Origin of the sequence: Parapontixanthobacter aurantiacus (assembly GCF_009827635.1) — a bacterium.
In the GTDB taxonomy this organism is placed as follows: Bacteria; Pseudomonadota; Alphaproteobacteria; order Sphingomonadales; family Sphingomonadaceae; genus Parapontixanthobacter; species Parapontixanthobacter aurantiacus.
The window spans coordinates 130,414-156,858 of sequence record NZ_WTYW01000003.1; the positions used below are offsets into that span (position 1 = coordinate 130,414).

Here is a 26,445-nt window from a genome sequence, read left to right on the forward strand (position 1 = left end):
GTTGACGGGGTCGGGCGCTAAGTCCCTTGGCTCAGGAACTCAGCGCCATGCTTCCGCCGGGGTGGCGCACGTCCGGATCGATGACAATGGGGAAACTGTAGGGTGCACCGTCAATCTCGCCCGCCTGTTCCACATGGAGGTTGAACGGAACGACGAAGGGCGCGCCCGAGCTGGGCGGCTTGACCGCGAAGAAGGCGATGCGACAGCCTTCGAACGATGCGCTTCCCTCGCCCGGCAGTTCCGGCGTCAGGACGATCCGGGTTTCCCCTTGCGAGGTGACGAGCTTGCCGGACAAGGCGGTCAGTTCGGCATCGCTTTCGCTGACGGTGATGCCCGAGCCCGCTGCGCTGAATTGGAGGGCGCTGCTGTCGTGCAGATGCAGGACGAGGATCTGCGGGCGGGAAAGGTTGATCGACAGGGGGTTGAGCGGCGGCTGCCCTTTCTCGATGGTGAAGTCGAAGTCGCCCGTGCGGCAGACCTCTTCGACCGGGTCGCTCGCGAAACTGGCGACGACATCCTTCCAGTCGCATTCTTCGAGCTTGCGGTTCTTGAACGGCGCGACGAGATACCACGCGCCCGTCGCCGCATTGCGTTCGAGCCGGCGATAGCTGGCATATTGCGGTTCGACGGCGGCGAAATCGCCCGTCGGAACGGCGAGGCCCGCGCGCTTCAAGTCAATGGTCATGAGACGTTTCCTTCCCTCTCGATGCGCCGCGACAGCGCCAGAATGTCGACCCTTTTGCCTTCCCAGAAACTGTTCGCGGGATCGTGCGCGAGGAGATCGTTCGCGATTGCCAGTGCTTGTGCGACGCGCCGCTGCGCTTCTTGCCTGTCGCCCGTTTCCAGAAGCGTTTCCGACAGCCCGATGAGCGTCAGCATCCAGAACTCGCGGTAATCGATGTTTTCCGGTTCCGCGCGGGTCAGGCTCTCTACGATCGCAGCCTGCCGCAAGCGGTGTGCGACGCGCTTTTCCGGATTGCCTGCCGCTTCCCATGCATCGGCGAGCCAGGCGTGCCGGTTGGCGACGTTTTCCTTAGCTTTGGCGTCGGCGGGATTGCGCGCGGCAACCGCCTCCATTCGTGCAAGGGCCGCTTCGCAGGCGGGCAGGGCCGGCTTGTCCTGTGCGAGGAAGATGGTGCACAGATTGCCCTGCGCGTATCCCGCCTCGGTCATGTATTCCGCGTTGTCGGGGGCAAGTTCGGCGAGCCTGTCGGACAATGCGGCATAGACGCGCCAGTGATCTTCCGCCGTCTCAAAATCCTCGTCCTCATAGGCGAAATAGCCGAGCCAGTACTCGCTCTGGCCATGAGCGAACATCCGGTCGGGATTGGTCGGATCGCGCCGCAGTTGCTCCTGCGTGGTGCGGTGCGCCTCGGCAAAACGCTGGCGCGCGAGCTCCCGGTTCTGGCGCTTGTTGTCGTCCTCCCCCATCGCGAGCAGGATGCGCGCGCGCCGTTCCAGGCTTTCCGGCGAGAGGCGCTCGAGATCGCCCTGTGCCCGGTAATAGGCCATCGCCCGGCGGTTGACGTCGGTCATGACGTCGAGCCGTCCGACGCCGCGCAATTCCTCGCGAAGGTCGGTCAGCATGAATTCGACGAGACCCTCAGCCTGGTTGCGCTGCCGCTCTGCCTCGTTGCGACTCTGAATTGCGAGATATGCCATTGCGCCCAGCCCTAGCATGACGAGGATAGAGCCCGCCGTGACGGCCATCACGCGGCGCATCCGTCGCTGGGCATCGCGCTGTACGAGATCGGCGAGCGCAACCCCTGACAAACCGGCGAGCAGTTTGAGGAGGCCGAGGCGCCGCCCGTCGGCGTGCTTCGCGAAGTCGGCGGCCAGTGGCTCGGCTTCCTCGCGCGTGTCGCTCGCCAGTTTCAGGGCCGGCGGAAAGGCATCGGCGGGCGTTCCCTCGATCAGGGCGGGAAGGATCGGCGCATCCGGGCGGAGCTTGCGGAACTCCTCGATTTCGCGGTTGACCCACGGAGAGGCGGCCGCCCGGGGCGAACAGATGACGATCAGCGCGTCGGACGAGGCAAGCGCCTCGCGCACCCGGTCGGGCAGGCTGGGACTGGCGGCCAGTTCCTCGCGATCGCGGAAGACGGGGCCGAGCTTGCGCGGGACCGTCCCGGCTTCGGTCGTCCGGCCGACGAGCCGCGGCGGAAAGCGGAAGGTCTCGAGCTTGCCATGCAGCCAGCGCGCGAAGGACGCATCGGCATGGCTGTAGCTGATAAATGCGCTGTATTTGCGATCCATCGCCCGCCCCGTGCCCTGAATGGCAGCGACCCCTCGTTGCCCGCAGGCAATAATGCCATGCGAGGCAAGCGATGACAATATCGGTCCCGGCAGGGAAACCTATCGCCCGGCCACGCTGCCCCCTCAGCTGGTTTCGAGGGCGAAGACGTTGTCCTCCGAATTGCGATCGATATATTTGTTGTAGGGGTCGATCCCGACGAAGGCGGGCCGCTCGCGGGTCACGAAAGTGAACGTCTGCGTGCCGCTTTCGATGTCGCGCCGGGCGATGCCGATGACGTCTTCCGCATCGAACTCGCCATAGCCGGGTCGCTCGGTGAAGAGGCCGATGCCAATCCGATCATCGAGCGGCGCCTCACGCTCCGCCCCCTCGCCATCGGCATAGTATTTCGCGGATTGCGTCGTCACCGTGGTCTCGAACTGCCCGTCGGGCAATTTGCGGGTTTCGGCGTCTTCGACTTTCAGATCCCACAAAGTGATGCGCGCGAATAGATCCTTCACGAGTTCACGATCGGCGTCGGTTTCGGCGAGACGCAGCATCCGCGAAGTCAGTTCGGTCGCCATCGGATAGAGCGGTCCGGCAAAGCGCCAGCGTTCCAGCATGTCGGACAGGGCGGCATTGACCCGATCCTCTCCGAACCGGTCCTGCATCAGATACATGACGAGCGAACCCTTGCGGTAATGGATGTAGCCCTGCCCCTCATTGGTCATCAGCGGCAGTTCCTCCAGCGCCTCGCTGCCGCGCGCGGACAGATAGTTGTCGAGTTCGTATTTCAGGAAGCGCCTGATCTTGTCCTCGCCATACAGCTCCTTCATCACCATCAGCGCGCTGTATTGGGCCAGCGTTTCCGAAAGCGCGGTCGCACCCTGCATGTTCGCGCCGACGAGCTGGTGCGCCCAGTACTGATGCGCCATTTCATGCGCCACGACATAGGTGACGTAATCGATGTCCATCTCTTCCGAGAAGTCGGCGATGAAGCCGATGCTTTCGGAATAGGGCATCGTTCCCGCGAAGGCCTGCGCAAAGGTCGCGTAGGCGGGGAACTCGACGATGCGCGCGTAATCGAACTGATACGGTCCGAAATTCTCGCGGTAATAGTCGAGCGAGATGTCCATCGCCGTGAGCATCCGTTCGACGTTGTAGGCGTGATCGGCATCGTAATAGACTTCGAGCGTCACCCCGTCGCTGGTCGAGCGAGCCACCTCGTAATCAGCCGACTGAATGGAGAAGAAGGCGAGGATCGGCTCGTCCGCGACGAAGCGCGCGGTGCGCCGGCCATTCTCGGTCACGTCGGACACACGGCTGCCCGGAGCGATCGGGGTCTGGTCCGCGCTCGTCGTCATCGTGATGTCCGACGTCACCCAGTCCACGCCGACGTAATTGGCATCCTGCGCGTCCTCGTCGCCTAGCTTGGCGGGACGCAATTCAGGCGGCAGGTCGTATTCGCGGCGCGTCTGCCGGTCGGTCAGCAGGAACGCCTGGCTCATTCCGATGGTTGGCGCGAACTCGCTATTGTTGAGGAAGGTGCCGTTCTCGACGAGGCGCGTATCGCCCGTGCCCGCGGTAATTCCCTTGCGCTCGCGCACGGTCCGCCAGGTCATCTGCGTCCGCTCGCCGGGCTGCAACGGTTCGGCGAAGCGGAAGATGCGATAGTTGAACTCTTCGTCGTCGGTCTCGAGACGCGCGCCTTCTACATCGACATCGGTCAGTTCCGTCACGTAATTCGCCATGATGACGTGGAGCGTCTCGATCGGCGCGTCGGTATCGTTGACGAGTTCGTAGCGGCCATCGACGACGACGCCGAGGCGGTCGGGATCGAGATCGACGTTCAGTTCGACATGCGACAGCGCCGGTTGCGGAAGGTTCTCGTAACGCAGATACTTCTTCTCGAAGTCGGCCAGTCGCTCTTCCTGCTGGTCGCTCGTGAGATAGACGTTGGCGACGTTCATGTTCTGATACAGCCAGATGCCGGTGATGCCCGATACGATCAGCCCGCCGAGCGCGACGATGCCGGGCATTCCGACGAGGCGTCGCGGCATCCGCTTCAGCCGGGGCATGAGGCGCGTATCGCTTCCCCTTCGCCACAGAAGATGCGCCAGCACGGCTAGGATGAGCGCCACCCCGCCCCAGTAAAGACGCAGCCACCACGCCTTGTCCGCGCCGACCGCATCGCTGTTCATGCCGGAGATCAGCGGCGTGCCGGTCGAACCGTAATTGTAGAGCGGATGCTCGAACCCGATGGTCGTCAGCGTGATCGTCGCGATGGTGTAAACGAGCATGATGCCCCACCCGACATATTTGTGCGGCGAGATCGCCTGCACGAGAATGGCGAGCGCGGCGAGGATGATCATGTCCACCGACAGGGGCAGGACATACCAGGCAAAGTAGTCGCCGAGGGCAATTTCGGTGTAGCCGCGCACCAGCTGGATAAGGATCGCGCCGAGCATCCCGACGGTCAGCGTCGCGATCAGCACGACCGAAAGTGCGATCATCTTGGGCAACAGAAACGCCCAGTTGGGTAAGGACGTCGCATCGACGATTTCCCCGAACTTCAAGTCCTTGTCCCGCCAGACGAGCTCGCCGGCATAATAGATGGCGATGATGATGGGGATGAGGGCGAAGGCACCAAACAGGACCGGCACGACGACGAAAGTCGTCGGCAAAGAGGCCGTGCCGTAGGTCTGGTTGGCGCCATAGAGGCCGCCCAGCGAATTGAGCAGGCCGATGATCAGCAGGACGAAGAAAGCGGGGCTGCGCATGATTTGGCGCGCCTCGAACTTCATCCGGCTCCAGAACCTAGCCCACTTCGCGCCCGAGGGATCGGGAGCGGCCAGCGTTTCCGCGATCTGCGGTTCGACGGCGGCGAGTTTCGCGGCGCGCTTCTGCTGCTTTCTGACCTGCCGCTTCGACGCGCCCTTCTGCGTGAAGCTGAACCGCCAGACGGCGAGCGCGAGCGCGGCGATGCTGATGCCGATCCACAACAGGCGGTTGCCGAGCAAGAGGTCGGAGATCGGCGGCAGGCGCGTGTTGCTGTCCGCGGCCGTCCAGTAGCGCATCGATTCGCCCAGGGCGCCGATGCCGAACGGGTCCATCCACGCGCCGAGGTCGCGCAATTCCGGATCGCTGCCGATGATGCCCTGGCTCACGAAATAGAGGACGAGGAAAGCGAGCACTGCCACATAGGTCAGCATCATCGAGCGGGTGAAGGTCGCCACGGCGAAGAACAGGGCTGAGGTGATGAACACGTTGACGAGGCCGAACAGGAAGTAGGCGTTGGCGTAATAGGCGAGGCGGTTCGGCCCCACAGTCTCGCTGTCGAGCCACGGCATGATCGAGCCGAGGAAGATTCCGAGCGGCACGAAGATAAAGGCTATCGCTGCCGCCAGGAACGCTCCGGTGAAGCGCCCCATCAGGTAGGATACCTTGCCCACCCTTGTCGAACGGACCATCGGGCCAAAGCCGCTTTCGTCGTCCCGTACGATGACGTTGGCGACGAACGCCGTCGTCACCATCACGAAGAAGATCGACATGACGAGGGTGACGAGGTGGATCGCGCTCGGCGAATTGACGTTGACGTTGCCGCCCCCGCCGATCTGGATTTCATCGATGCTCGTCGCGCCGAAGGTCAGCAGGAAGAACAGGATGGCTACGACCCAGAAGACCGGGCCGCCGAGCTGGTAACGCGCCTCGAACTGCGCGATCTTGGCGAACATTTAAGCCGCCGCCCGCTGGGTGGCAGCCGCGTTGCGCGAGCGGGCAAGCGTCGCGAAATAGACGTCCTCTAGATCGGCGGTGGCGAGGCGGAAGCCATTGCCCGGATCGTCGGGCGAGAGGACGTGCACGATGGTCCGTCCCGCGGACAGGCGCGTCGAAATGACCTGATGCGCCGCGCGCAGATCGTCCACCTCGTCGCTCGCCACGGTCTTGGCCCAGACCTCGCCCTGCGTTTCGCCTATGAGGTCGGTCGGCGCGCCTTCGCGCATGATCCGGCCATCGGCGAGGATAGCCATGCGGGGGCAGAGGTCGGTCACGTCGTCGACGATATGCGTCGAGAGGATGACGACCACGTTCTCTCCGATCGCGGCGAGCAGGTTCAGGAAGCGATTGCGCTCTTCCGGGTCGAGCCCGGCGGTCGGTTCGTCGACGATGATGAGTTCGGGCTGTCCGATCAGGGCCTGCGCGATGCCGAAGCGTTGCCGCATCCCGCCCGAGAACCCGGCGATGGCCTTCTTGCGCGCATCCCACAAATTGACCTGATTGAGCAGAGTCTCGACTACGGTCTTACGCTCGCCCTTGCGCGCGATGCCCTTCAGCACCGCCATGTGGTCGAGCATGTCATAGGCGGAAACGCGCGGGTAGACGCCGAAATCCTGCGGCAGGTAACCCAGCTTCTCCCGCAGCCGCTCGGGCTGCGCGATGACGTCGATCTCGCCGAAGCGGATCTGCCCCTGCGTCGGGGTCTGGAGGGTGGCGATGGTCCGCATGAGGGTCGACTTGCCCGCGCCATTGGGCCCGAGCAGGCCGAACATTCCCGTCGGAATGGTCAGGCCGACATCGTCGAGCGCGCGCGTTCCGTTCGGATAGACGTGGCTTACGCCTTCGAGAACCAGCATTGAATTTCCCCCCCTGTCCCTGCCATGCAGTATTATCGATGCACGACATCCTGCCAAGTCCTAACCCGCGCTTCCCTCGCGTGTCAGCAAGCGTTCCGACAAACGACAAACGAGCCTCTATCGGCTGCGTCTGGCCGGGCGAGCATCGCACTCGTCGTCATTAACCGCTCGATAGTCGCTTCGCGCTATGGCATTGAAGCTGAAACGGCGTGGCGGAACGGGAACTTACGGCAAATGAGCGGCGAATGGGTGATCGGCATCATCGGCGGATCGGGTCTCTATCAGATGGATTCGATCGAAGACCGGCAGTGGATCGAGGTCGGCTCGCCATGGGGCAAGGTGTCGGACGAAATCCTGTGCGGGCGGATCGGCAACGTGAAGGTCCGCTTCCTTCCCCGCCACGGTCGCGGTCACCGCATTGCGCCCGGCGAGGTCGATGCGCGCGCCAATATCGACGCACTGAAACGGGCTGGCTGCACTGACATCCTCGCCGTTTCCGCCGTGGGTTCGCTTAACGAGGAATTGCCGCCGGGCCGTGCGGTCATGGTGGAACAGTTCATCGATCACACGAAGGGTCGACCAGCGAGCTTCTTCGGCAGCGGACTGGTTGCGCATGTCTCGATGGCCGACCCAACCTGCGCGCGTCTGTCGCAATGGTGCGCCGACGCGGTTGAGATGGCTGGAAGCGACGTCAGCGTCGGGGCGACCTATATCGCGATCGAGGGTCCGCAATTCTCGACCCGCGCCGAAAGCCGCCTTTATCGGCAATGGGGCGCGGATGTCATCGGCATGACCGCGATGCCGGAGGCGCGGCTCGCACGTGAGGCGGAACTGCCCTATGCGCTGATGACGCTGGTCACCGACTTCGATGGCTGGCGAGAGGACGAGGAGCCGGTCAGCGTCGATCAGGTCGTCGAGCAGTTGCAGAAGAACAGCGACATGGCGCGCAAGACCATCGAGCAATTCGTGCGCACGCTGCCCGAACATCGCACGCCCTCGCCGATCGATTTCGCCCTCGACGATGCAGTCATCACTGCGCCCGACAAGCACGACAAGGCGCTGCTCGACAGGCTCGACGCGGTGGCCGGACGGTTGCTGACGGGGGGATAGCGCATCTTCCGACGGACGACCTCACGGTCTGGTTGCATCGGAAACCGCCGAGGCGTAATTGCCGTCAATGGCAACTATCGCATTCCCGCCGCGCCCCGCATCCCATGCGACCGAGGGCACGCGTCCCAAACTTCTCGACCGCTCGAAAATTCGCATCGCCTATCGGCAGGAAGAGGAAAGCTGCTGCGAGGAGCGGATCGCGCAAGCTGCCATTACTTCGCGTCTTCACGAACCGGCGGCGGACATTGCCGGGCGGCTGATCGCCGGCGCACGCCGGCGTAAAGCCAGCGGGATCGATGCGTTCCTTCAGCAATTCGGGCTCGACACCGAGGAAGGCATCGCGCTGATGTGCCTTGCCGAGGCTTTGCTGCGCGTTCCCGACGCGCGCACGGCGGATGCCCTTATCAGGGACAAGCTCGGCCATATCGAGTGGAGCGAGCATCTGGGCGAATCCAGTTCGACCTTCGTCAACGCCGCGACCTTCTCGCTCATGCTGACGGGCGAAGTGCTGGAACGCCCCGAAGAACATCAGCGCGGCATGGGAAAGACGCTGAAGCGCACGGTCAACCGGTTAGGCGAGCCCGTCATCCGCAAGGCGACCTTGCAGGCGATGCGTATCCTCGGCGGCCAGTTCGTCTTCGGCCGGACGATCGACGAAGCCTTGAAACGCGCCGCGCCCGAACGCGCCCGCGGTCTTACCCATTCCTTCGACATGCTGGGCGAAGCGGCGATGACGTTCGCCGATGCCGAACGCTACCGCACGGCTTACGAGCGTGCCATCGAGCGGCTGACCCGCGAGAAAGCGCGCGACATGGCACAGGCGCCGGGCATCTCGGTCAAGCTGTCCGCACTCTATCCGCAATACAACTTCTTGCACGCCGAAGAGGCGAAGGCGGCGCTCGTCCCGATGCTGCGCGATCTGGCCGGAAAGGCGCGCGACGGGAACATTCACTTTACCATCGACGCCGAGGAAGCGGATCGCCTCGAATTGTCGCTCGACATTCTCGAAGCACTCTGCAGCGACGACAGCCTGTTCGAGAACGGTACCGGTCAGGGTTGGGAAGGGTTCGGCCTCGCCGTCCAGGCCTATCAGAAGCGTGCCGCGCCATTGTGCGACTGGGTCGTGAAACTGGCGCGCAGACACGACCGCAAGCTGTTCGTCCGGCTCGTCAAGGGCGCCTATTGGGACACCGAGATTAAGGCGAGCCAGGTCGGCGGCTTCAGCGATTATCCCGTCTTTACGCGCAAGGTAGCGACCGATGTGTCCTATCTTGCATGTGCCGCGAAGCTGCTGGCGGCAGGCGATGCGGTCTATCCTGCCTTCGCCACACATAACGCGCAGACCATCGGCGCGATCAAGGCACTGGCAGCCGAGAATAACGGGCCGGACTTCGAATTTCAGCGACTGCACGGCATGGGCGAGGAAATCTACGCGGAACTCGCCGCAAGCGAAGGCAATCGCAAGACCCCGGTACGCATCTACGCGCCTGTCGGCGTACACAAGGACCTCCTCGCCTACCTCGTGCGGCGCCTGCTTGAGAACGGCGCAAACAGTTCCTTCGTCAACCGCATGGCCGATGCCGAAGTCCCGGTTGCCGAACTGACCGGCGATCCGGTGGCCGAACTGACGGCGCTCGAGCCAAAGCGCAATCCGAACATCCCGCTGCCCCGCGATATCTTTCCCGGACGTTGCAACAGCGCAGGCATAGACTTGTCCGACCCGCTGGTCCGTGAACCGCTGCTCGAGCGGCTCGACGCCTTGCGCAGCCGCCACTGGCATGCCGAGCCGACCTTCCGCTCCGACGAGGAAGGCGAGACGGCGCCGATCACGAAGCCTCACGACCTTACTCGCGAAGTCGGCACGCGCCGCGATACCCTGCCCGAAGAAGTGGCGGAGGCCATCGGCCGTGCCGCGGCGATCCAGCCGGGTTGGGACCGGTTGGGCGGAGAAAAGCGGGCCTTGCTGCTTGAGGCGGCGGCCGATCTTTTCGAGGAACACAGCGACGAATTTCTTTCACTCTGCCAGCGCGAAGCGGGCAAGACCCTGGCCGATGCGGTTCTCGAACTGCGTGAGGCGGTCGACTTCCTGCGCTATTATGCAGCCGAGGCACGGCGGCAGTTTACGAGCCCGACGATGCTGCCCGGACCGACCGGCGAAGAGAACTACCTCACTCTCGGTGGACGCGGCGTTTTCGCCACGATCAGTCCGTGGAACTTCCCGCTCGCAATCTTCATCGGTCCTGCTGCAGCTGCCCTTGCGGCAGGCAATACCGTCGTCGCAAAACCTGCCGAGCAGACGCCGCTCATTGCTGCCCTCGCGGTCGAGCTTTGTCACGCGGCAGGCATTCCCGAAGAGGTGTTCCAGCTCTTGCCGGGGGCAGGCGATGTCGGCGAAGCGATCACCTCCGACCCGCGCATCGCTGGCGTTGCCTTTACCGGTTCCAGCGATACGGCCCGCCGGATAAACCAGAGCCTCGCTGCACGCGATGCGCCTATCGCCACGCTAATTGCGGAAACGGGCGGGCAGAACGCGATGATTGTCGACAGTTCCGCCCTGCCCGAGCAGGTCACGCGGGACGTCGTCGCTGGCGCGTTCCAGAGCGCCGGGCAGCGCTGCTCCGCATTGCGCGTCCTTTACGTGCAGGACGACGTCGCAGATGAATTGCTGACGATGATCCGCGGCGCGTTCGAGACGCTCAACATCGGCGACCCGGCTGACCTTTCGGTCGATGTGGGTCCGGTCATCGATCCCGATGCGAAGGCGGCACTCGAACGGCACGTCGCAAGGCGGCGGAAGAACGGTCGCACGATGTGGCGGCGCGAACTGCCCGATGGCTTGTCGAAAGGATGCTTCGTCGCACCCACTATTATCGAGATGAACTCGATCCTCGACCTGAAGCGCGAAAATTTCGGACCGATCCTGCATTTCGTCCGCTTCAAGGCCGAAGAACTCGGACAGGTCGTCGAGGATATCAATGCAACCGGCTATGGCCTCACCTGCGGTCTGCACAGCCGGATCGACGATGTGCGCCGCTTCGTGGAAAGCCGCATCAAGGTCGGCAATTTCTACGTCAACCGCAATCAGATCGGCGCGGTCGTCGAAAGCCAGCCCTTCGGCGGCCATGGATTGTCTGGCACGGGCCCCAAGGCCGGGGGTCCGCATTACGTCGCGCGCTTCGCCACCGAAAAGGTTGTCTGCGTCGATACGACGGCGGCGGGTGGCAATGCCAGCCTCCTCGCCAGCTAGGAAGACGTTGCACCGATGGTCTGATTCGCTAGAAACTAGCGCGATGAGACGCCTTGCCAGATTGACGGTGCTTCTACTCGCCTGCCTCTGGGCGCAGGCGGCGAGCGCCGAAGTCACGCTGAGCTTTCACAGCTTTAACGGCTCGGTCCTGTTCGGGCGCTACCCGCACACTTTCATCGTCATGCGCGGCACGCTAGATGAAACGGGCGAGGCAATCGACGAGAATTACGGTTTCACTGCCAAGCGCGCCACGATGGCGGTTTTGCGCGGTCCGGTCGTGCACGACATCATGATCGAGGAGCCGAAATATATCGACAAGACGAACCGCCATTTCTCCGTTCCGATCAGCGATGCGCAATATCGCGCGATCGTCGCGGAAATGCGCGCATGGCGTGATGCGCCGGGCAAGTATTACGATCTCGACACTCGCAACTGCATCCACTTCGTCGGGCGGATAGCCGAGATCGTCGGACTGAGCGTCGAATATCCCGACGACATGCTGCGTCGACCCAAGAAATGGCTCAATCACGTGACGATGCTCAATCCCTCGCTCGGCGCGAGGACGATCGACTAACGGGGGAACATTGTCGCCACGCATCTTGCGCGAAGCCCGACGCTCGGGAATCACGGCTTGCATGGCGATACTGAGCGACAAGTGGATTCGCGAAGCGGCGCAGAACCGCGGCATGATCGAACCGTTCGTGGAAGCGCAGCGGCGCGACGGCTGCATTTCCTACGGCCTCTCCTCCTACGGGTATGACGCGCGCGTCGCCGACGAGTTCAAGATCTTCACCAATGTCGACAATGCCGTGGTCGATCCCAAGGATTTCGCCGCGACCAGCTTCGTCGATCGCCAGACGGATGTCTGCGTCATTCCGCCCAATTCCTTCGCCCTTGCGCGCACCGTCGAATATTTCCGCGTGCCCGAGGACGTGCTCGTCATCTGCCTCGGCAAGTCGACGTATGCCCGCTGCGGCATCATCGTGAACGTCACTCCGCTGGAGCCGGGTTGGGAGGGGCACGTCACGCTCGAATTTTCGAATACGACACCCTTGCCAGCGAAAATCTACGCCAATGAAGGCGCGTGCCAGTTCCTGTTCCTGCAAGGCAACGAGCGACCTGAAGTCACCTATGCCGACCGGGCAGGCAAATATATGGGCCAAAAGGGCGTCACCCTGCCGCGCCTCTAGGCTGCCAGTAAGCGGCTTCCCCGTTCCGTAGCGGCTTTGACTTCGCGACCTGCCAGGCGCACATTCCTCCTCACAAAGGAGTAGGAACTGATGGGCAACGCATCCTCGCGGGAATTCGATATCGTCGTCTATGGCGCCACCGGTTATACAGGGCGGCTCGTCGCCGAGCATTTCGTGCGCGAATATGGCGAGGCCGCCAACGGCCCCAAATGGGCGATGGCGGGACGGACCCTCAGCAAACTCGAAGCCGTCCGCGAGGAAATCGGCGCGCCCGCGACCGTCCCGCTGATCGTAGCCGATGCCGACGAGCCCGACACGCTTGCCGCGATGTGCGAACGCACTCGCGTCGTCCTCACCACCGTCGGGCCCTATACGCTCTACGGCGAACCGCTTGTGAAAGCCTGCTGCGACGCGGGCACGGATTATGCCGATCTGACAGGCGAGCCTACCTGGATCTACGACATGATCGGCAAGTACGACGCGCTGGCCAAGGCGACCGGTGCGCGCATCTGCTTCTCGTCCGGCTTCGATTCCATTCCATTCGATCTCGGCGTCCTCATGCTGCAGAAGGAAGCTAAGGAGCGGTTCGGCGCGCCTGCCCCGAGGGTTCGCGGACGGGTCCGCGCGATGGAGGGGACCTGGTCGGGCGGGACTGCGGCGAGCATGAAGGTCGTCATGCAGACCATGATGAAGAACCCGAAGCTCTTCAAGCTGATGAGCAATCCGTTCGCTCTGACGCCCGGCTTCGAAGGGCCGGAACAGCCCGGCGGCATGATCCCGCGGCACGAGGAGGATCTGGGCAAATGGGCCGCCCCCTTCGTCATGGCGGGCATCAACACGAAGAACGTCCACCGCACCAACTTCCTGCGCGGCCATCCTTACGGCAAAGATTTTCGCTATGACGAAATGGTGCTGACTTCGCCGGGCGAGATGGGAAAGAAAGCGGCCGAAACGATCGCTTCGGGTCTGAAGAGCATGGTTTCGGGCGAAGGCGGGCCAAAGCCGGGCGAAGGTCCGACGCCGGAGCAGCGAGAGAACGGCTACTACGACGTACTCTTCATCGGCGAGATGCCCGATGGGCAAAAGCTACGCTATGCGGTCAAGGGACGCTACGATCCGGGATATGGTTCGACCAGCCGAATGCTTGCCGAGACCGGAATGGCGCTGCTCGACTGCGATGCCGAGGGCGGGATCGGCACACCCGGAGCGTTCCTCGGCGAGGCGCTGGTCGAGCGGTTGCGCGAGCATGCTGCCCTGACTTTCGAAGCGGAGAGCTGAGGAGCAAAAAGGTACTCCTTCGAACTCTCCGCCGGGCCAGCTAGAAACTTGCCCGAATGCTCGCCTTGAAATTGCGTCCGGCGAGCGGCACGAAATCCTTGGTAAAGCTCGTCGCCCGCCGACCGGTGACGTCGAAGATATTGTCGACGGACACCAGCAGGCGGATCGCGTCGTTATCTTCGAACGGACGCCATGCGAGCGAGGCATTGACGAACGTATATCCGTCGGTCGTCGTTTCGAACGGCGCGACTCGCGTCTGATCTTCATACCATTCGACTTCGCCGCGCGCATCGAATTGCCCCATCTCCGCGAACAGCGCGGCGGACAGGCCGAGCGGGGGGATGCGCGGGACGTCGGTATCGTCGTCCAGTTCGGCGCGGACATATTCCGCCCTCAGATCGGTACCGAGACGCAGATCGTCCGTATCGACGAAGTCGTAGATCAACTGCCCCTCTATCCCGGTATAGGTCGCACCCTGCTGAAGAAAGGCATAGACGGGCAGATCGTCTTCCTCTTCCCCGGTCTGGGCGAGATAGATGTAATCGTCGAACCAGTTACGAAAGGCAGCGACGCTGAATTCGGCATCGCCCCGACGACCACGGGCGAACAGTTCGACGCCCCATGCCTTTTCGCTTTCGAGATCGGGATCGCCTATTTCGAAGGCCTGCGTGGCGATGTGGGGGCCGTTGGCGAACAGCTCTTCCCCGGCGGGCGCGCGCGCCACGCGAGAGACATTGACGCCGGTCCGGAAGGCATCGTCCGCTTCGTAGGCGACGCCGATTGCCCCGGATATCGTATCGAAATCGCGTTCGATACCCAAAGTCATGCTGTCGACCGAAGTGTTCTCGTAACGGACCGACCCTTCGAGCTGGATTGGTCCATTCCCATATTCCTGCAAGGCGAACAGTGCGAATTGCTCGGTCTCGTTCGGGGCGACGAATGCCTCCTCGCCGATCGCTTCGAAATCGCGGGTATAGTATTGGAAGCCCAGCGAACCTCGCAACGCGCCGAACGGGTTCTGCACCAGTTCCGCCCGGGCCTCGATGCCGCTGACATCGAACACCGTGCCCACCTCGTCGCCTTCGAATTCCGTATGCGTGTAGTCGGAATATCCCGCCCTCAGCTTCAGCCGGTCGAACAGCCCGTTTCCTAGCGCAATGTCGCCGCGAAAATCGGCGCGATACTGGCGAAGACCTATGCTTACGCGCTCTTCACCTTCCTCTTCGCCGGTTTCTTCCTCTTCGCCCTCTTCCTCGCCATGATGATGCCCCGCTCCCGGTCGACCCGGAACGCCGTACATCGTGTCATAGACTCCGAACGAAACGCCCATGTTGCTATCGCCGCGGAAGAAGGCGATGCCGCCGTTCGCGCTCCAGGTTTCGGTCGCGCTGTTCGGCAGGAAACCGCGCTGGTCGGCTGCCTCGCGCAGCTCGTCGGCCTCTTCGAAATTGCCTTCCTCTTGTTCCTCGGCAGCGTCGGCGAGCAGATCCGCCCGCAACTCCGGCGCCACTGTAAAACCGGGAACCTCAAGGTCGTCGGTCTTGCGCCATGAGCCATCGACATGGCCGATGAAACCGCCGCCCAGGATCGCATCGACCGAGCCGCCGAATTCGCGCAGATCGGTGGCGGAATCAGTTCCCGCAAGGAAATCTACGTGAAAGGGTTCGTCCGTGAAGCGGCGGGGAATGCGCTTGTCGATGACGTTCACTGCGCCGCCGATGGCCTGGCTGCCGTATAGAAGGACGGCGGGACCACGAAGAACCTCGATCGCTTCGGTTGTTAGGGGATCGATGGATACGGCGTGGTCGTCCGAAGTGTTGGAGGCATCGATCGCGCCGATCCCGTCAATCAGAACCTTGACGCGCTCGCCCGAGAACCCGCGCAGGATCGGTCGCGAGGCACCGGGTGCGAAACCGGATGCGGAAACGCCGGGCTGGCTGGCAAGGACTTCGCCGAGCTGACCGTCGAGATTGCGTTGCAATTCTTCGCCTTCGACGACGGTCGTACCGGCAAGAAGGTCGAGTTGGCGCAGACCCGCGGCGGTCACGACGATCCGGTTCAAGGGATCGATGCGCCGGTTGTGAAAGTCATCGTCGAGCGGCTCTTCATCGCCTGCATCCTCGGAGGGAGTGCTGATGGGCTCCTCAGTTTCCTGGGCTTGGGCAGGTCCGGCGAATGCCATGCTGGCTGCCGAGACTGCGGCGAGAAGGGCGACCTTGAATGTGAAATGATGATACAACATAACGCGCCTCATACCGATCTTTGCCGGCCGCGCAACAGCAGTTTTCTGATAAAAGACTTGGAAATCGATCAAACGCCGACATCGCGCGGCAAATCGCAGGCACGATCTGATGTGCTGCAACAGACGGAACGACAAACCGATGGTATCGAAGAATGTCTGGAGCGGGCGAGGCGATTCGAACGCCCGACCCCAACCTTGGCAACTGCCTCTCGGCATTTTCGCTATCGTTTTCGTATTCAGTAAAATCTACGATATTCCAGGCAATATCAATTGCTTGTTTCTCACATCGAGTCCCCATTGGTACGCTGCGATTTCCGGCGGTTTCCCTCCTACTGCTTCCCCCCTGCTTCCCCGGCCATGCTGCACCTGTGTGGGGAAGCAAATATCAAGCGCGTGGGCCACCGGAGCGCAGGAGCAACTTCGAAAGGAATGACAACTCAAATCAAGGACAAATCGCATGACCAGACTAACTAAACGCACCGTCGAGGCGCTCAAATCCAACCGAGAGCGCGACACCTTTCTTTGGGACAGCGAACTGCGCGGTTTTGGCGTTCGCGTTAAACCCAGCGGCACCAAAACATTTATCATCCAATATCGAAACCAAGAGGCGAGGACCCGTCGCTGTGTTATAGGCCAATATGGTGTTCTGACTGTCGAGCAAGCCCGCGACCTCGCCCAAAAGAAGCTCGCCGCTGTGATCGACGGGGCCGACCCATCCGCCGAACGGCACTCGGTCCGTACGGGGCTGACAATCGCAGCAGTTTGCGATTGGTATCTTGCCGAGGCCGAATCCGGTCGGCTGATCGGACGAAACCGCCGCCCCATCAAGGCGTCATCGGTCGCAGGTGATCGAAGCCGTATTGAACTCCACATTAAGCCGCTGATCGGCAATCGCGTGGTCAGCCAATTGAAATTGGCAGATATTGAACGCTTGCAAGGTGATATTGCGGCTGGTCGAACCGCCCGAGCGAGGCGCACAAGCCGAGGTGGGCAAACGGCCGGCGGCTCAGGCGTTGCTGCCCGCGCCATCAGCACGCTTCGCGCTCTACTCAATCACGCCCGCCGCCTCGGCATTATTGAGGTTAGTCCGGCAACAGGCGTGCGCATCATGGCCTCGCAGAAGGTGAAGCGATATCTGAGCGCTGGCGAAATCCGTCACCTTGGCAAGGTGATGACGCAGATGGAACGCGAGGGCGAACACCCGGCCGGCCTCGCTGCGATCCGCGTCATGCTTCTCACCGGTTTTCGCCGCACGGAAGTGCTGGCAATGCGCAAGGCATGGGTTCAGCCCGACGACAATCTCGTCCGTTTTCCGGATACCAAGTCCGGTCCGCAGATCCGCGTGGCCGGAGACTCAGCAATGCACGTGCTGGAGGCTCAGGCTTTGTCCAGTCATTCGCCCTTCATCTTCCCGGCGGATTGGGGCGATGGGCATTTCGTAGGCGTCGTTCGGGTGCTGGGCCGAGTCTGCGCGCGTGCAGGCCTGGACAAAGTGACACCGCACACCCTGCGCCACAGCTTTGCCAGCATGGCAGCGGCGCAAGGTTTCAGTGAACTGACCATCTCGGGCCTACTCGGTCACGCCCCGCGCGGCGTAACCCAGCGCTATGTGCACCTGGATACCGCGCTCATCATCGCGGCGGATCAAGTGGCGGCAGAGATTGCGCGACTATTGGACGGTGGCGAGTTGCGGAGCGTGCGGGAGATCAAGCAAGCGCGCACACTGGCAGCTTTGCGTGCAGTTGCATGACGCCTACTTGGCTAAGATTGCCCAAAAGTCAGATTGAAAAACTGCGGTAGCTCGTGGATAGCGCTCCAAATCAAAGCCCGTCTCCAGAAATGGGGATGGGCCTTGTGGATAAGCCTGTGGTCTGTTCGGACTATCAGGAACCGGGATTCACGGACTATCAGGAACCCAAAGCTCGGACTATCAGGAACCGAAACAGGCCTCAAACCCGCAGAAATGCTTGGCTCCAGCATCCCTTAACAATGCTAACGACAATCCTTCTCGGATTGTTGCTAACACTAGGCACAGCGGCGCGCGGCTCCTCAGCGCTTTGGGGTGCGCCGTCACTGCGCGCCTTATGCACTCGGCAGGTGCAAGCTTCGCGGCTGCTTGCTAGAGATTAAACGATGAAGACCGACCTCGATCATCTTCCCCCGCAAAAGCAGCGCGAGATCGAGCGCGTCGTGCAGCTTATCTTCGAAGAATTCGACGATGCCTTCGCGCTCGCTAAGCATGAGTGGAAGAAGGCCGGGCGGATACTTAAGGTCATTCTTTACGGCAGCTATGCTCGCGGGACCTGGGTCGACGAGCCTCACACGGCCAAGGGATACCGCTCCGACTTTGATCTTCTGATCATCGTCAACGACAAGCGACTCACTGACAGGGTGAAGTACTGGGCGAAGCTCGATGACCGGCTAATGCGCGAATATGGCGTTACCGGTACGCTCCAGACGCCGGTCAATTTTATCGTGCATACCCTGCAAGAGGTGAATAACGGGCTGGCACATGGGCGCTACTTCTTCATGGATGTGAAGGAGGACGGGGTTGCGCTCTACCAATCCGACGACACCGACCTGCATACGCCCAAGCCGAAGACGCTGGAACAGGCGCTGGCGATGGCTCAGGAGTATTTTGACGAGTGGATGCCGTCAGCCGAGCAGTTTCTCATCCAGGGGAACGAGGCCACGAAAAGAGGCTGGAACAAGAAAGCAGCGTTTGAACTGCACCAAGCGGCTGAGCGCCTTTATCACTGCGTTCTGCTCGTTTGCACCTTCTATACGCCGCATAACCACAATCTTGCATTCCTGCGCACCCAGGCTGAACGGATCGACCCGCGTCTTACTTACGTCTGGCCGCGTGAAACGAAGCGTGATCGCGCACGCTTCGAGAAGCTCAAGGAAGCTTACGTGAAGGCGCGCTACTCGAAGCACTACCGCATCAACAAGGAAGAACTCGATTGGCTCGGTGAGCAAGTCGAAGAGCTGGGTCGCGTCGTCCACGATGTATGCACAGAACGCCTCGAAAAGCTTCAAGCCGATGCCAAATCGTGCCCGGATAAGCAGTAGACGCCGATTTGATTGGCCGGCAGCTTATCGATCTGGCTTGCCGGAAGCAGACCTTCGGCTATCGACCCCATTTCGGTGGTAGCAGCGCATTCGACCTATCGCCAAAAGCGGTCGTTCATGAAGAACCGGTTGTCGTTGGTAACGCGCCTCAATCCCAGCCATTCTGGTACGAGATCTGAACGCCCAAAAACAGTTGATCGTATAGCGGCAGCTACGCGCTACACTCTCCGAGACACAACAAATCGTCGCGAAAAATTCAGAATGTCAGCGGTCGACAAAAGGGCGGTCGCGAACCGCAGTCGAAAACGGCGCCGGGTTTAAGCCAGCGCCGTTCATCGTTCTCATTCAATGCGAAGTGGCCTGAGAATCAACCGTTGCATGAATACTCAAATTGCGCCGCGAAATAACCGGCGTTCTGGATTATGCGAATGACGTTGAAAGATGCCAGACCGCCATTCGAAGCACAGATGTTTTGCGCACCTTGCTCGGCCGCAGCTATGGCCTGTCCCACTTCGGGTAGAAATGGCCCGATATCCGTTTGCTGAGCAACCGCGGCAGAAGAGCCAAATGCGATTGCAGCCGAGAGTGCCAGAACCTTCGTTTTAGGGTCCGGACCCATAAACGGGATTCACAGCAGCATCGAGATGTGATTCACCTGCCTCCAGTGAGGAGGTGTGGTGGATGGCGGATTTCTTCTGGTTTTCGGATGAGCAGTGGGCGCGGATTGAACCGCTTCTGCCGCAGGATACGCGTGGTATGCCGAGGGTCGATGACCGTCGGGTGCTCTCCGGGATTGTCCATGCTCTGAAGAGCGGCGGTCGCTGGGGCGATTGCCCGGAACATGTCTACGGTCCGAAGAAGACGCTCTACAACCGCTTCCGGCGCTGGGCCGAACGCGGCGTGTGGGAACGGATCTTCGCCCAGCTCGCCGGGGTCGATGGCGTCCCTGAAAGGCTCTTCATCGACAGCAGCTGCATCAAGTTCCACCGCACCGCCGGCGGCGCAAAAGGGGGGCCTTGGCTCATGGTATCGGCATCACCAAAGGCGGACGCAACACCAAGCTCCATGCCGTCTGCGACGAGAAGGGCCGCCCGCACGTCCTCCTGCTGACGCCGGGCAACACGCACGATGCCAAGGTCGCTATCCAGACGATCAATGCCGTACCGCCATCCGACTATCTGGTCGCCGACAAGGGCTATGACAGCAACGCTTTGCGTTCCTGGCTGATCGAACGCGGCACCACCCCGGTCATCCCGTCGAAGTCCAACCGCAAGGTGCAGATCGAGCATGACCGGCAGATATACCGCCAGCGCAATGTCGTCGAACGCATGTTCTGCCGCTTCAAGGACTGGCGCCGCGTCGCCACCCGCTTCGACCGCAATATCAAGACCTTCATGGCCACCATCGCCATCGCAGCATTCGTCACATGGTGGCTCTAATGAGTCCGGACCCTAGTTTTGAACATGGCATTTTCTCCGTGGGCTCTGAGCCCTTCACGCCGATATAGTGGCTTGGATCTCCGGACCTCGGCCGAGCAGCCTGGTCAACGGACGCGATACGCCGACCGGGCGTGCTCGGAGCAATCCAAGCCGCTTATCGTCGCTCCGATGAAAATGATTCCGCGCCCGACCAATCCCATGAATCAGGCAAGAGCGACTCGCTCCGGTCGGTCTCCTGGCTCGCGGGTCATCACTTGAAATACACCTTCCCGAACCAAACAATCAGTCCAGTGGTTGCGGAGTGACCCGCCAGTATTTCTCGCTCGCCGCTTACAGTTGCAGGGACAGCCGCAGATTTGACCTTGGAGGGCCTCACTGTGTTCCCGTTACCGGTGCGAACTTGAAGCTGAATGCGCGCAACTTTGCATGCAGCTGATTTTGAGTATCGGTACGCAGCTTTGAAAACAAGGGCTGATGCGCTCGTTTCGCGTCGAATAGCGCGAAAAACATCGTCAAACCCCATCGATGGAGATCCAATCCCGTCCCATCTCCAATGCCTGTGTTGGCGTCGCCCCAACCAACTGCGCGATCAGTTCAGCCGACTCGACGAGTCGTGGGCCAGGACGATTGAAAAGATGGTGGCCATCAACGGCAAAGACCTTCCCTTTGCGAACCGCGGTAAGGTCTTTCCAACCGAAGTGGTCGACGAGCGACCCCAGATCGGCGAGCGTTTGTGGCAACAGATATCCGCAGGGCATCGCAACGATCAGATCGGGATCGGCGGCAATCAAGTCGTCCCAATTCAGCCACGAGGAATGTTCTCCGGCTCGCGCGAACAATGGGTGACCGCCGGCCGCCTCGATTAGTTCGGGTACCCAGTTTCCTGCGGCCATCAGCGGATCGATCCATTCGATCGCGGCGACACGCGGGCGATCCATCCTCTCCGCGCTACTTCGGGATAGCCCTGACATCCGCTCCTTCAAGTCACCGACGACCGATGATGCACGCTCGGGAATTCCCGCCGCTTCGGCGACCTTAGCGAAATCGCTCCATACATCTTCCAATGTATCGGGTGCCAGCGACAGCAGCGTCGGGGCGGTTCCGATCCAGTCGCCGAGTGCTTCTTCCAGATCGGCAGGGGTGACCGCGCAGACCGCGCATTGCGATTGGGTCAAGATGAGGTCGGGCCGCAAGTCCCGCAGAAGCGCGGTATCGACTTCGTATACCGACAGTCCTTGCCTCACGATTTCCTGGATCCGGTCGTCGATCTGCCGCGACGTCAGTCCTTTCTCGAGTCTGGTCGACGTGACGACCGGCAATGCCTTTACGAAAAGCGGATAATCGCATTCGTGCGAGCGACCGACGAGGCTCTCTCCCAATCCGAGTGCGACGGCGATTTCGGTCGCGCTCGGCAGGAGGGACACGATGCGCGGCTGCGCCATGTCAGGCGAACCGTATTCGCGGAGAAGGTCCGAATAGCGTGGGAGCGGCTCTGGCGAGGAGCCAGGACGCCAACAACAGTCCTGCGAACCATAATGCATCGTTCGCGAAGATCTGTCCCACGATCGCCATCGTGAAAGTCTCTGTCCCGCCTACCACCAAAGCAAACCCGAATAGCGCAGCCTCGTAAACAGCGAAGCCGATCAGAAAGGCGCCAAATGTCCGAAGGGTGCTCAGCTCGTTTTGTTCTCCCATGATGATGGCACCGGCGAGCATGGCGAGAATAGATGCGATGCCCAGCGCACCGCCCCAGGCGAACGCATATCCCGTGTGCGGGTAGCCGAGGACGGTGAACCCCAGCAACTGGTTGGTCGCCCAGATCGCGAGGATCGTCGTTAACGCGAGCGAGCGGCGCATGGTCGCGGCGGTCACGATCGTAACAGCCACGAACGGCATCATGCAGGCGGCAACCAGCGATCCGCCCACCGTCGCCAAGGCAAGTGTGACAGGCCATGCGAACCTCGCAATGTCGGACTTTGCTATCATTTCATCCGTCATCGAAATTCTCCTTAGAAACGCGCGCGCGCGCCAATGGCGAACGAGCGTCCGGGCGTCGCGAAACTGAAGACATCCTCGTAATCGGCGGCCGTCAAATTCTCGACTCGGCCGAACAGCTCGACATTATCCATCACCCTCACGTCGGCGTTGACGTTCAGCAGAAAGTAGTCGTCCAGTTGCACGCGAACCGGCACGAACGAGGGATCGATGAAAGCGCTGTCGATCGTCTCTCCATTGTAGCGCGCAACGAGCGTGACCCCTCCGGCATCCTTGGGAGCGCGCCAGTCGACAGCCAGGCTGGCGGTATGGGAGGGCCGCCGCACTTCGCGCGCGCCATCCTCGTGGGAACGCAGATAGGTGTAGGCTCCATTGACGCGCCAAGCTTCCGCGAAGCGCGCCTCGCCGAACACTTCGACGCCGTTTCTCTTGGATACGGTATCGCGATTGCCAGGGCTGGCGACGAAGTTCGGGGGCGGAAAAGAAGTGAAGATCTCTTCGTCCAGTTCGCTCTCGAAATAGGTGACCCCGATTGAAGCGCGCTCACCGAACAGCGACTGGTCGATCCCGATCTCCCATCCGCTCGACTTCTCGGGCCTGAGGTCGGGATTGCCGATGAAACGGCCGTCCACGAACCCATATAGTTCGTAGAACGAGGGGTTCTTCACCCCCGATCCGACGGCCCCGCGCACTCGCGTAGCCGCAGCGATCCGATAGCTCGCCTGAAGCCTGTACGTGGTTGTATCGGCGAACTGGTCGTTCCAGTCCCTGCGGATGGATGCGGACGCGCTCGCTCGGTCTCCGAGATCGATCGCATACTGGCCGACGAGACCGACATTGTCGATCTGTCGGCGACCGGTGAATGCGAAGCCGGTCGGATCGGTGTTACGGAAGCGTTCGCGTTCGACATCGAGAGCCGCCGTGACCCGGTGGGTCAGACCGCCAGCCTCGATACGCAACGTCGTATCGTAGGACCCTTTCAACCTCTGGCCCTCGCTGCCATAGCTGCGTCCAGTCGAAGCGAAACCGTCGCGCCGGGTATCCGCGATCTGGGCCGAAAACGCTTGGGTCCAGCGATCGTCGAGCAAGTCTAGCTCGCCCCTGATGAGCACATAGATAGCCTCGTTCTCGAAGCGGTTGCCGGGGCTATCGACCTGGAATCCGAAGGTCGGACTTCCCGGATCGGAATCGCTGTCGTTGAATTCGGCATTGGTGCGCGCGTAGCGTAATACACCAGTGAGGCGTGCATTGGTTGATGGCGCGAACGTCGTCTTCAGCGACACCGCACCACTGTCGTTCGCAAGATCGCGCGTGCCGTTCCGGGCGCCTGGCGTGCCATCGGTGGTATTGAGTGTGGCGGACAGCGCGTAGTCGAGATCGCCACTATATCCAGCGATCCGGGCAGCACCGTTCACCATGCCGAACGAACCGGCTTCGATCCGCGCGACCGCCCCGGGCGCATCGCGGCCGTCGAGAGTGATGTACTGGATGACGCCGCCGATCGCGTCCGACCCGTAGATCGCGCTCTGCTGTCCGCGCAGCACCTCGATCCGCGAAGCCTCGTCGGCGATAAGCGTTCCGAAATCGAACTCGCCGGCATAGGGATCCGACACCTCGATCCCGTCAACGAGGACGAGCGTATGGTTGGCTTCAGCACCGCGCAACCGAAGCTGTGTCTGACCGGGAACCCGTCCGACCGCGACCCCTGGGACGTCGCGGAGCACGTCGGACACCTCGCGGACTTGCCTCCGGTCGAGGATTTGCTCGTCGAGGACGGTGACCGATCCGCCGATCCGGTCGAGCGGCATGGGATCGGTGGCGCGGTTCCCGGTGACGACGATCGAGGTGTTGGATGTCTCTGGATCGGCAGCGGGATCGATGGTCTGAGCGAGCGATGGAGCCGGCAGAAGCACGGAAGACAGAAGCGACAGGTGAATGTATTTCATGAGAACGAATTTCCGGGGCGCCGGGCGACTTGGCCGGAGCGTCCGCACGAGTGCGGTCGACGAGACTGCTAGGGACGGACGCGTGCATCCCCCGGCAGTCCTGCCGATGCGGCTCCAACCGCTACTCGTCGCCCGGACGAAATTCGTTTCGCGCCTGGCCAATCCCATGAGCCCGGCAAGAGCGACACGCGCCGGTCGGTCTCCTGGCTCACGGGTTGTCGCACGAAACATACCTTCCCAGACGACAATTGCCGCCCAGTGGTTGTGGAGCCAACCCCACCCATGTTACGCGCTCGCCGCTTACAGTTGCAGGGACAGCCGCAGAATTGGCCTATCGAGACCTCACTGCGTTCCCGTTACCGGCACGCTTTATCGACATTTGATTCTGCCGACGCTCGTCTCATAGACTTTGGTCGAATGAGCGGCAAGCGCGCAGTTCCAGAGCAACGCAGCAAGACGATGGTCGCCGTTTTAGGGGGTAGGTGAACTTAATCCATCGTATCTGTTTAGGTCACCAACTGAAATGCCCAGATGTTGATCCGTCGACCTTTGGATTGGCACCAGCTTTCGCTTTCGTCTGAGATCGATTCTCAACCCTTTCTTAAATATCGCGAATGGTGTCGGAAGCCGTACGGCAGCATTTTAGTTTCTAATGCGCAAGCCGGACAGATCGCATACGGTCCAACTTCGTCGCCGGTTCAATGTCCTCTATATTGAATGCGCGGCCTAAAAGCCGACCGTCGCACACCCACCCTAAACCACGACATTAAAGCGTCAACATTATTGACCCAGAAGCTGACACATAGGCCGTCCACGAGCGTGGCTGCAACCAATCGTCGAGTATCCCGTGTGCGCTCGTAATCCGAATATCTGGCGCTTGGTGTGCGATGATCGCGTCGTTGCGCTGCCTTGGCGTTGCATCATTTAGCGACGCTCTTAGACACTGCCGCTACAGAAACTTTGCAGCTTGGTTGCTAATCAGAAGCACACTCGCAACGCTATCACTGCAGGTCGCTGGCAGCGCCGGATACAGTCGCGATGCACTCCGCTTGCAGGCGTAATCGGCGTGGGGTATTTGTCCGTAAGCGTCTGATTTGAAGAAAGAAAATGAGGGCGAGATAAAAGCGCCGCCGTCGGTCGGGGCGCAGGTGGTTGGTTTCGTTCAGTAATATGCGACGGCACCCATATTGCCCCTGCGGCGCTCATTTCAAAAAGTTCTTTGCTATCAAACAGATTGGCGACGGCGCTTGGCGTTCTGCGCTGTTTTCGTTCGGTAACCCGCTTTCGCCCGGACGTCCTTCGCCGTCCCGATGAGCATCGGTGCATTTGACTGGAGTGCTTGCCCCCACGCCTCTGCGCTGCGGCGAAAGAACGACAGCTGCGGCGTAGGAACGTCATGTGGCGCAGGGTGCCCTAATCGATCGATACTCAGTGCTGATGGCGGGCCGGCCTGTTCCCTCCATGCTTCCCAAGGTCGGTCCGTCATCACCCGAAAGATGAAAGGATCGACGGCTATGCCATCTGCGAGCACGACAGAGCATCCTTGCGAGCAATGCGGGCCCCAGGCCATCGAACCGATCGCCATGCGCGTACCCGAAGCCTTTCGCTATCTCGGGATCGGACGCAGCACACTCTATGTGCTCATTTCCAGAGACGAGATCGAGATCATCAAGATGGGGAGCGCAACCCTCGTGCTCACAGCCAGCCTGCGCTCGCTGGTTGAGCGGCTACGTCGTCCTGCCGATCAGGTACCGGGGACCGCTATATGATTACGGCGCATCCTGACTTGCTGAAAGCTGTGGTGCTTGCCGCAATCGTGAGCATGCCAGATCATTCCAAACGTCAGCTGGTCTCGAAGATCAAAGCGCGGCGTGCAAACGCAGAAGAAGCGCTGGCCGCCAGATTGGTGATTGCGCTTTCGCAGCGATCCTAGGCTCTCTGGCTATGGCAGCTACGCGCCCCAATATTGGACATTTGATCGGTCTCGTCGCGATCCTGAAACCTGCCACTGGACTAGGTAGTAGCTGAGGGCGGCTTCGTGCCCTCAATTCGGAAATCGGAG

The 26,445-nt window shown here is 61.4% G+C and carries 18 protein-coding genes and 2 riboswitches; of the genes, 10 read left to right on the forward strand and 8 right to left on the reverse strand.

Features of this window, described 5'->3' with window-relative positions:
- Positions 1-31: 31 nt before the first annotated feature.
- From GRI38_RS11040 to GRI38_RS11055, 4 genes are all read right to left on the reverse strand, one after another.
- On the reverse strand, positions 32-685 hold the full coding sequence (locus GRI38_RS11040; RefSeq protein WP_160683766.1) for a nucleotide synthetase: 654 nt from the start codon (positions 683-685) through the stop codon (positions 32-34).
- Positions 682-2,253: a toll/interleukin-1 receptor domain-containing protein gene (locus GRI38_RS11045; RefSeq protein WP_160683769.1), complete on the reverse strand. Its 1,572-nt coding sequence runs from the start codon at positions 2,251-2,253 to the stop codon at positions 682-684. Before GRI38_RS11045 ends, GRI38_RS11040 begins: the two co-directional genes overlap by 4 nt.
- 123 nt (positions 2,254-2,376) lie before the next feature.
- Complete coding sequence (locus GRI38_RS11050) at positions 2,377-5,964, reverse strand: ABC transporter permease/M1 family aminopeptidase (RefSeq protein ID WP_160683772.1); 3,588 nt, start codon at positions 5,962-5,964, stop codon at positions 2,377-2,379.
- On the reverse strand, positions 5,965-6,864 hold the full coding sequence (locus GRI38_RS11055; protein ID WP_160683775.1) for an ABC transporter ATP-binding protein: 900 nt from the start codon (positions 6,862-6,864) through the stop codon (positions 5,965-5,967).
- A 234-nt stretch (positions 6,865-7,098) separates the two neighbouring features.
- Between GRI38_RS11055 and GRI38_RS11060 the strand changes: the two genes are divergently transcribed.
- The 5 genes from GRI38_RS11060 to GRI38_RS11080 all read left to right on the forward strand — a co-directional run bounded on the left by GRI38_RS11060 (position 7,099) and on the right by GRI38_RS11080 (position 13,689).
- On the forward strand, positions 7,099-7,974 hold the full coding sequence (locus tag GRI38_RS11060; RefSeq protein ID WP_160683778.1) for a phosphorylase family protein: 876 nt from the start codon (positions 7,099-7,101) through the stop codon (positions 7,972-7,974).
- 67 nt (positions 7,975-8,041) lie between these two features.
- Positions 8,042-11,221 carry a bifunctional proline dehydrogenase/L-glutamate gamma-semialdehyde dehydrogenase PutA gene (putA, locus tag GRI38_RS11065; RefSeq protein WP_160683781.1) on the forward strand — a complete coding sequence of 1,060 codons (3,180 nt, stop codon included), beginning with the start codon at positions 8,042-8,044 and terminating at the stop codon, positions 11,219-11,221.
- 43 nt (positions 11,222-11,264) lie between these two features.
- Positions 11,265-11,795 (forward strand): hypothetical protein, encoded by a 531-nt coding sequence (locus GRI38_RS11070; RefSeq protein WP_160683784.1) that lies wholly within the window; start codon positions 11,265-11,267, stop codon positions 11,793-11,795.
- Positions 11,796-11,856: 61 nt separating this feature from the next.
- The gene (dcd, locus tag GRI38_RS11075) at positions 11,857-12,411 is read left to right on the forward strand and encodes a dCTP deaminase (protein ID WP_160683787.1); all 555 of its coding nucleotides are present in this window, start codon (positions 11,857-11,859) and stop codon (positions 12,409-12,411) included.
- A gap of 90 nt (positions 12,412-12,501) precedes the next feature.
- Complete coding sequence (locus GRI38_RS11080) at positions 12,502-13,689, forward strand: saccharopine dehydrogenase family protein (RefSeq protein WP_160683790.1); 1,188 nt, start codon at positions 12,502-12,504, stop codon at positions 13,687-13,689.
- A gap of 40 nt (positions 13,690-13,729) precedes the next feature.
- On the opposite strand, the gene GRI38_RS11085 is transcribed toward GRI38_RS11080, so the two are convergent.
- On the reverse strand, positions 13,730-15,943 hold the full coding sequence (locus GRI38_RS11085; RefSeq protein ID WP_237487511.1) for a TonB-dependent receptor: 2,214 nt from the start codon (positions 15,941-15,943) through the stop codon (positions 13,730-13,732).
- A 445-nt stretch (positions 15,944-16,388) separates the two neighbouring features.
- Between GRI38_RS11085 and GRI38_RS11090 the strand changes: the two genes are divergently transcribed.
- From GRI38_RS11090 to GRI38_RS11100, 3 genes are all read left to right on the forward strand, one after another.
- Positions 16,389-17,681 (forward strand): tyrosine-type recombinase/integrase, encoded by a 1,293-nt coding sequence (locus GRI38_RS11090; RefSeq protein ID WP_160683793.1) that lies wholly within the window; start codon positions 16,389-16,391, stop codon positions 17,679-17,681.
- 383 nt (positions 17,682-18,064) lie between these two features.
- A complete protein-coding gene (locus GRI38_RS11095; RefSeq protein WP_119587875.1) occupies positions 18,065-19,003 on the forward strand; it encodes a HEPN domain-containing protein in 939 nt (312 codons plus the stop codon).
- A gap of 681 nt (positions 19,004-19,684) precedes the next feature.
- A protein-coding gene (locus tag GRI38_RS11100; protein ID WP_160683796.1) for an IS5 family transposase occupies positions 19,685-20,442 on the forward strand; the annotation gives its coding sequence in 2 pieces (ribosomal slippage) (positions 19,685-20,021 and positions 20,021-20,442; 759 coding nt in all).
- A gap of 208 nt (positions 20,443-20,650) precedes the next feature.
- A riboswitch (cobalamin riboswitch) is annotated at positions 20,651-20,851 on the reverse strand.
- 103 nt (positions 20,852-20,954) lie between these two features.
- Here GRI38_RS11100 and GRI38_RS11105 read toward each other — a convergent pair.
- From GRI38_RS11105 to GRI38_RS11115, 3 genes are read right to left on the reverse strand one after another with little or no spacing between them, the layout of a single operon-like run.
- Positions 20,955-21,884: a cobalamin-binding protein gene (locus GRI38_RS11105; RefSeq protein WP_037447548.1), complete on the reverse strand. Its 930-nt coding sequence runs from the start codon at positions 21,882-21,884 to the stop codon at positions 20,955-20,957.
- Position 21,885: 1 nt separating this feature from the next.
- A complete protein-coding gene (locus tag GRI38_RS11110) occupies positions 21,886-22,440 on the reverse strand; it encodes a hypothetical protein (protein ID WP_051749615.1) in 555 nt (184 codons plus the stop codon).
- Positions 22,441-22,451: 11 nt separating this feature from the next.
- Positions 22,452-24,383: a TonB-dependent receptor plug domain-containing protein gene (locus tag GRI38_RS11115; protein WP_037447551.1), complete on the reverse strand. Its 1,932-nt coding sequence runs from the start codon at positions 24,381-24,383 to the stop codon at positions 22,452-22,454.
- Between the two features lie 176 nt (positions 24,384-24,559).
- Positions 24,560-24,791, reverse strand: a riboswitch (cobalamin riboswitch).
- 1,106 nt (positions 24,792-25,897) lie between these two features.
- Here GRI38_RS11115 and GRI38_RS11120 point away from each other — a divergent pair.
- On the forward strand, positions 25,898-26,152 hold the full coding sequence (locus tag GRI38_RS11120; RefSeq protein ID WP_160683799.1) for a helix-turn-helix domain-containing protein: 255 nt from the start codon (positions 25,898-25,900) through the stop codon (positions 26,150-26,152).
- Positions 26,149-26,316 carry a hypothetical protein gene (locus GRI38_RS11125; RefSeq protein ID WP_158586864.1) on the forward strand — a complete coding sequence of 56 codons (168 nt, stop codon included), beginning with the start codon at positions 26,149-26,151 and terminating at the stop codon, positions 26,314-26,316. The genes GRI38_RS11120 and GRI38_RS11125 overlap by 4 nt, the downstream gene beginning before the upstream one ends.
- Positions 26,317-26,445 lie beyond the last annotated feature (129 nt).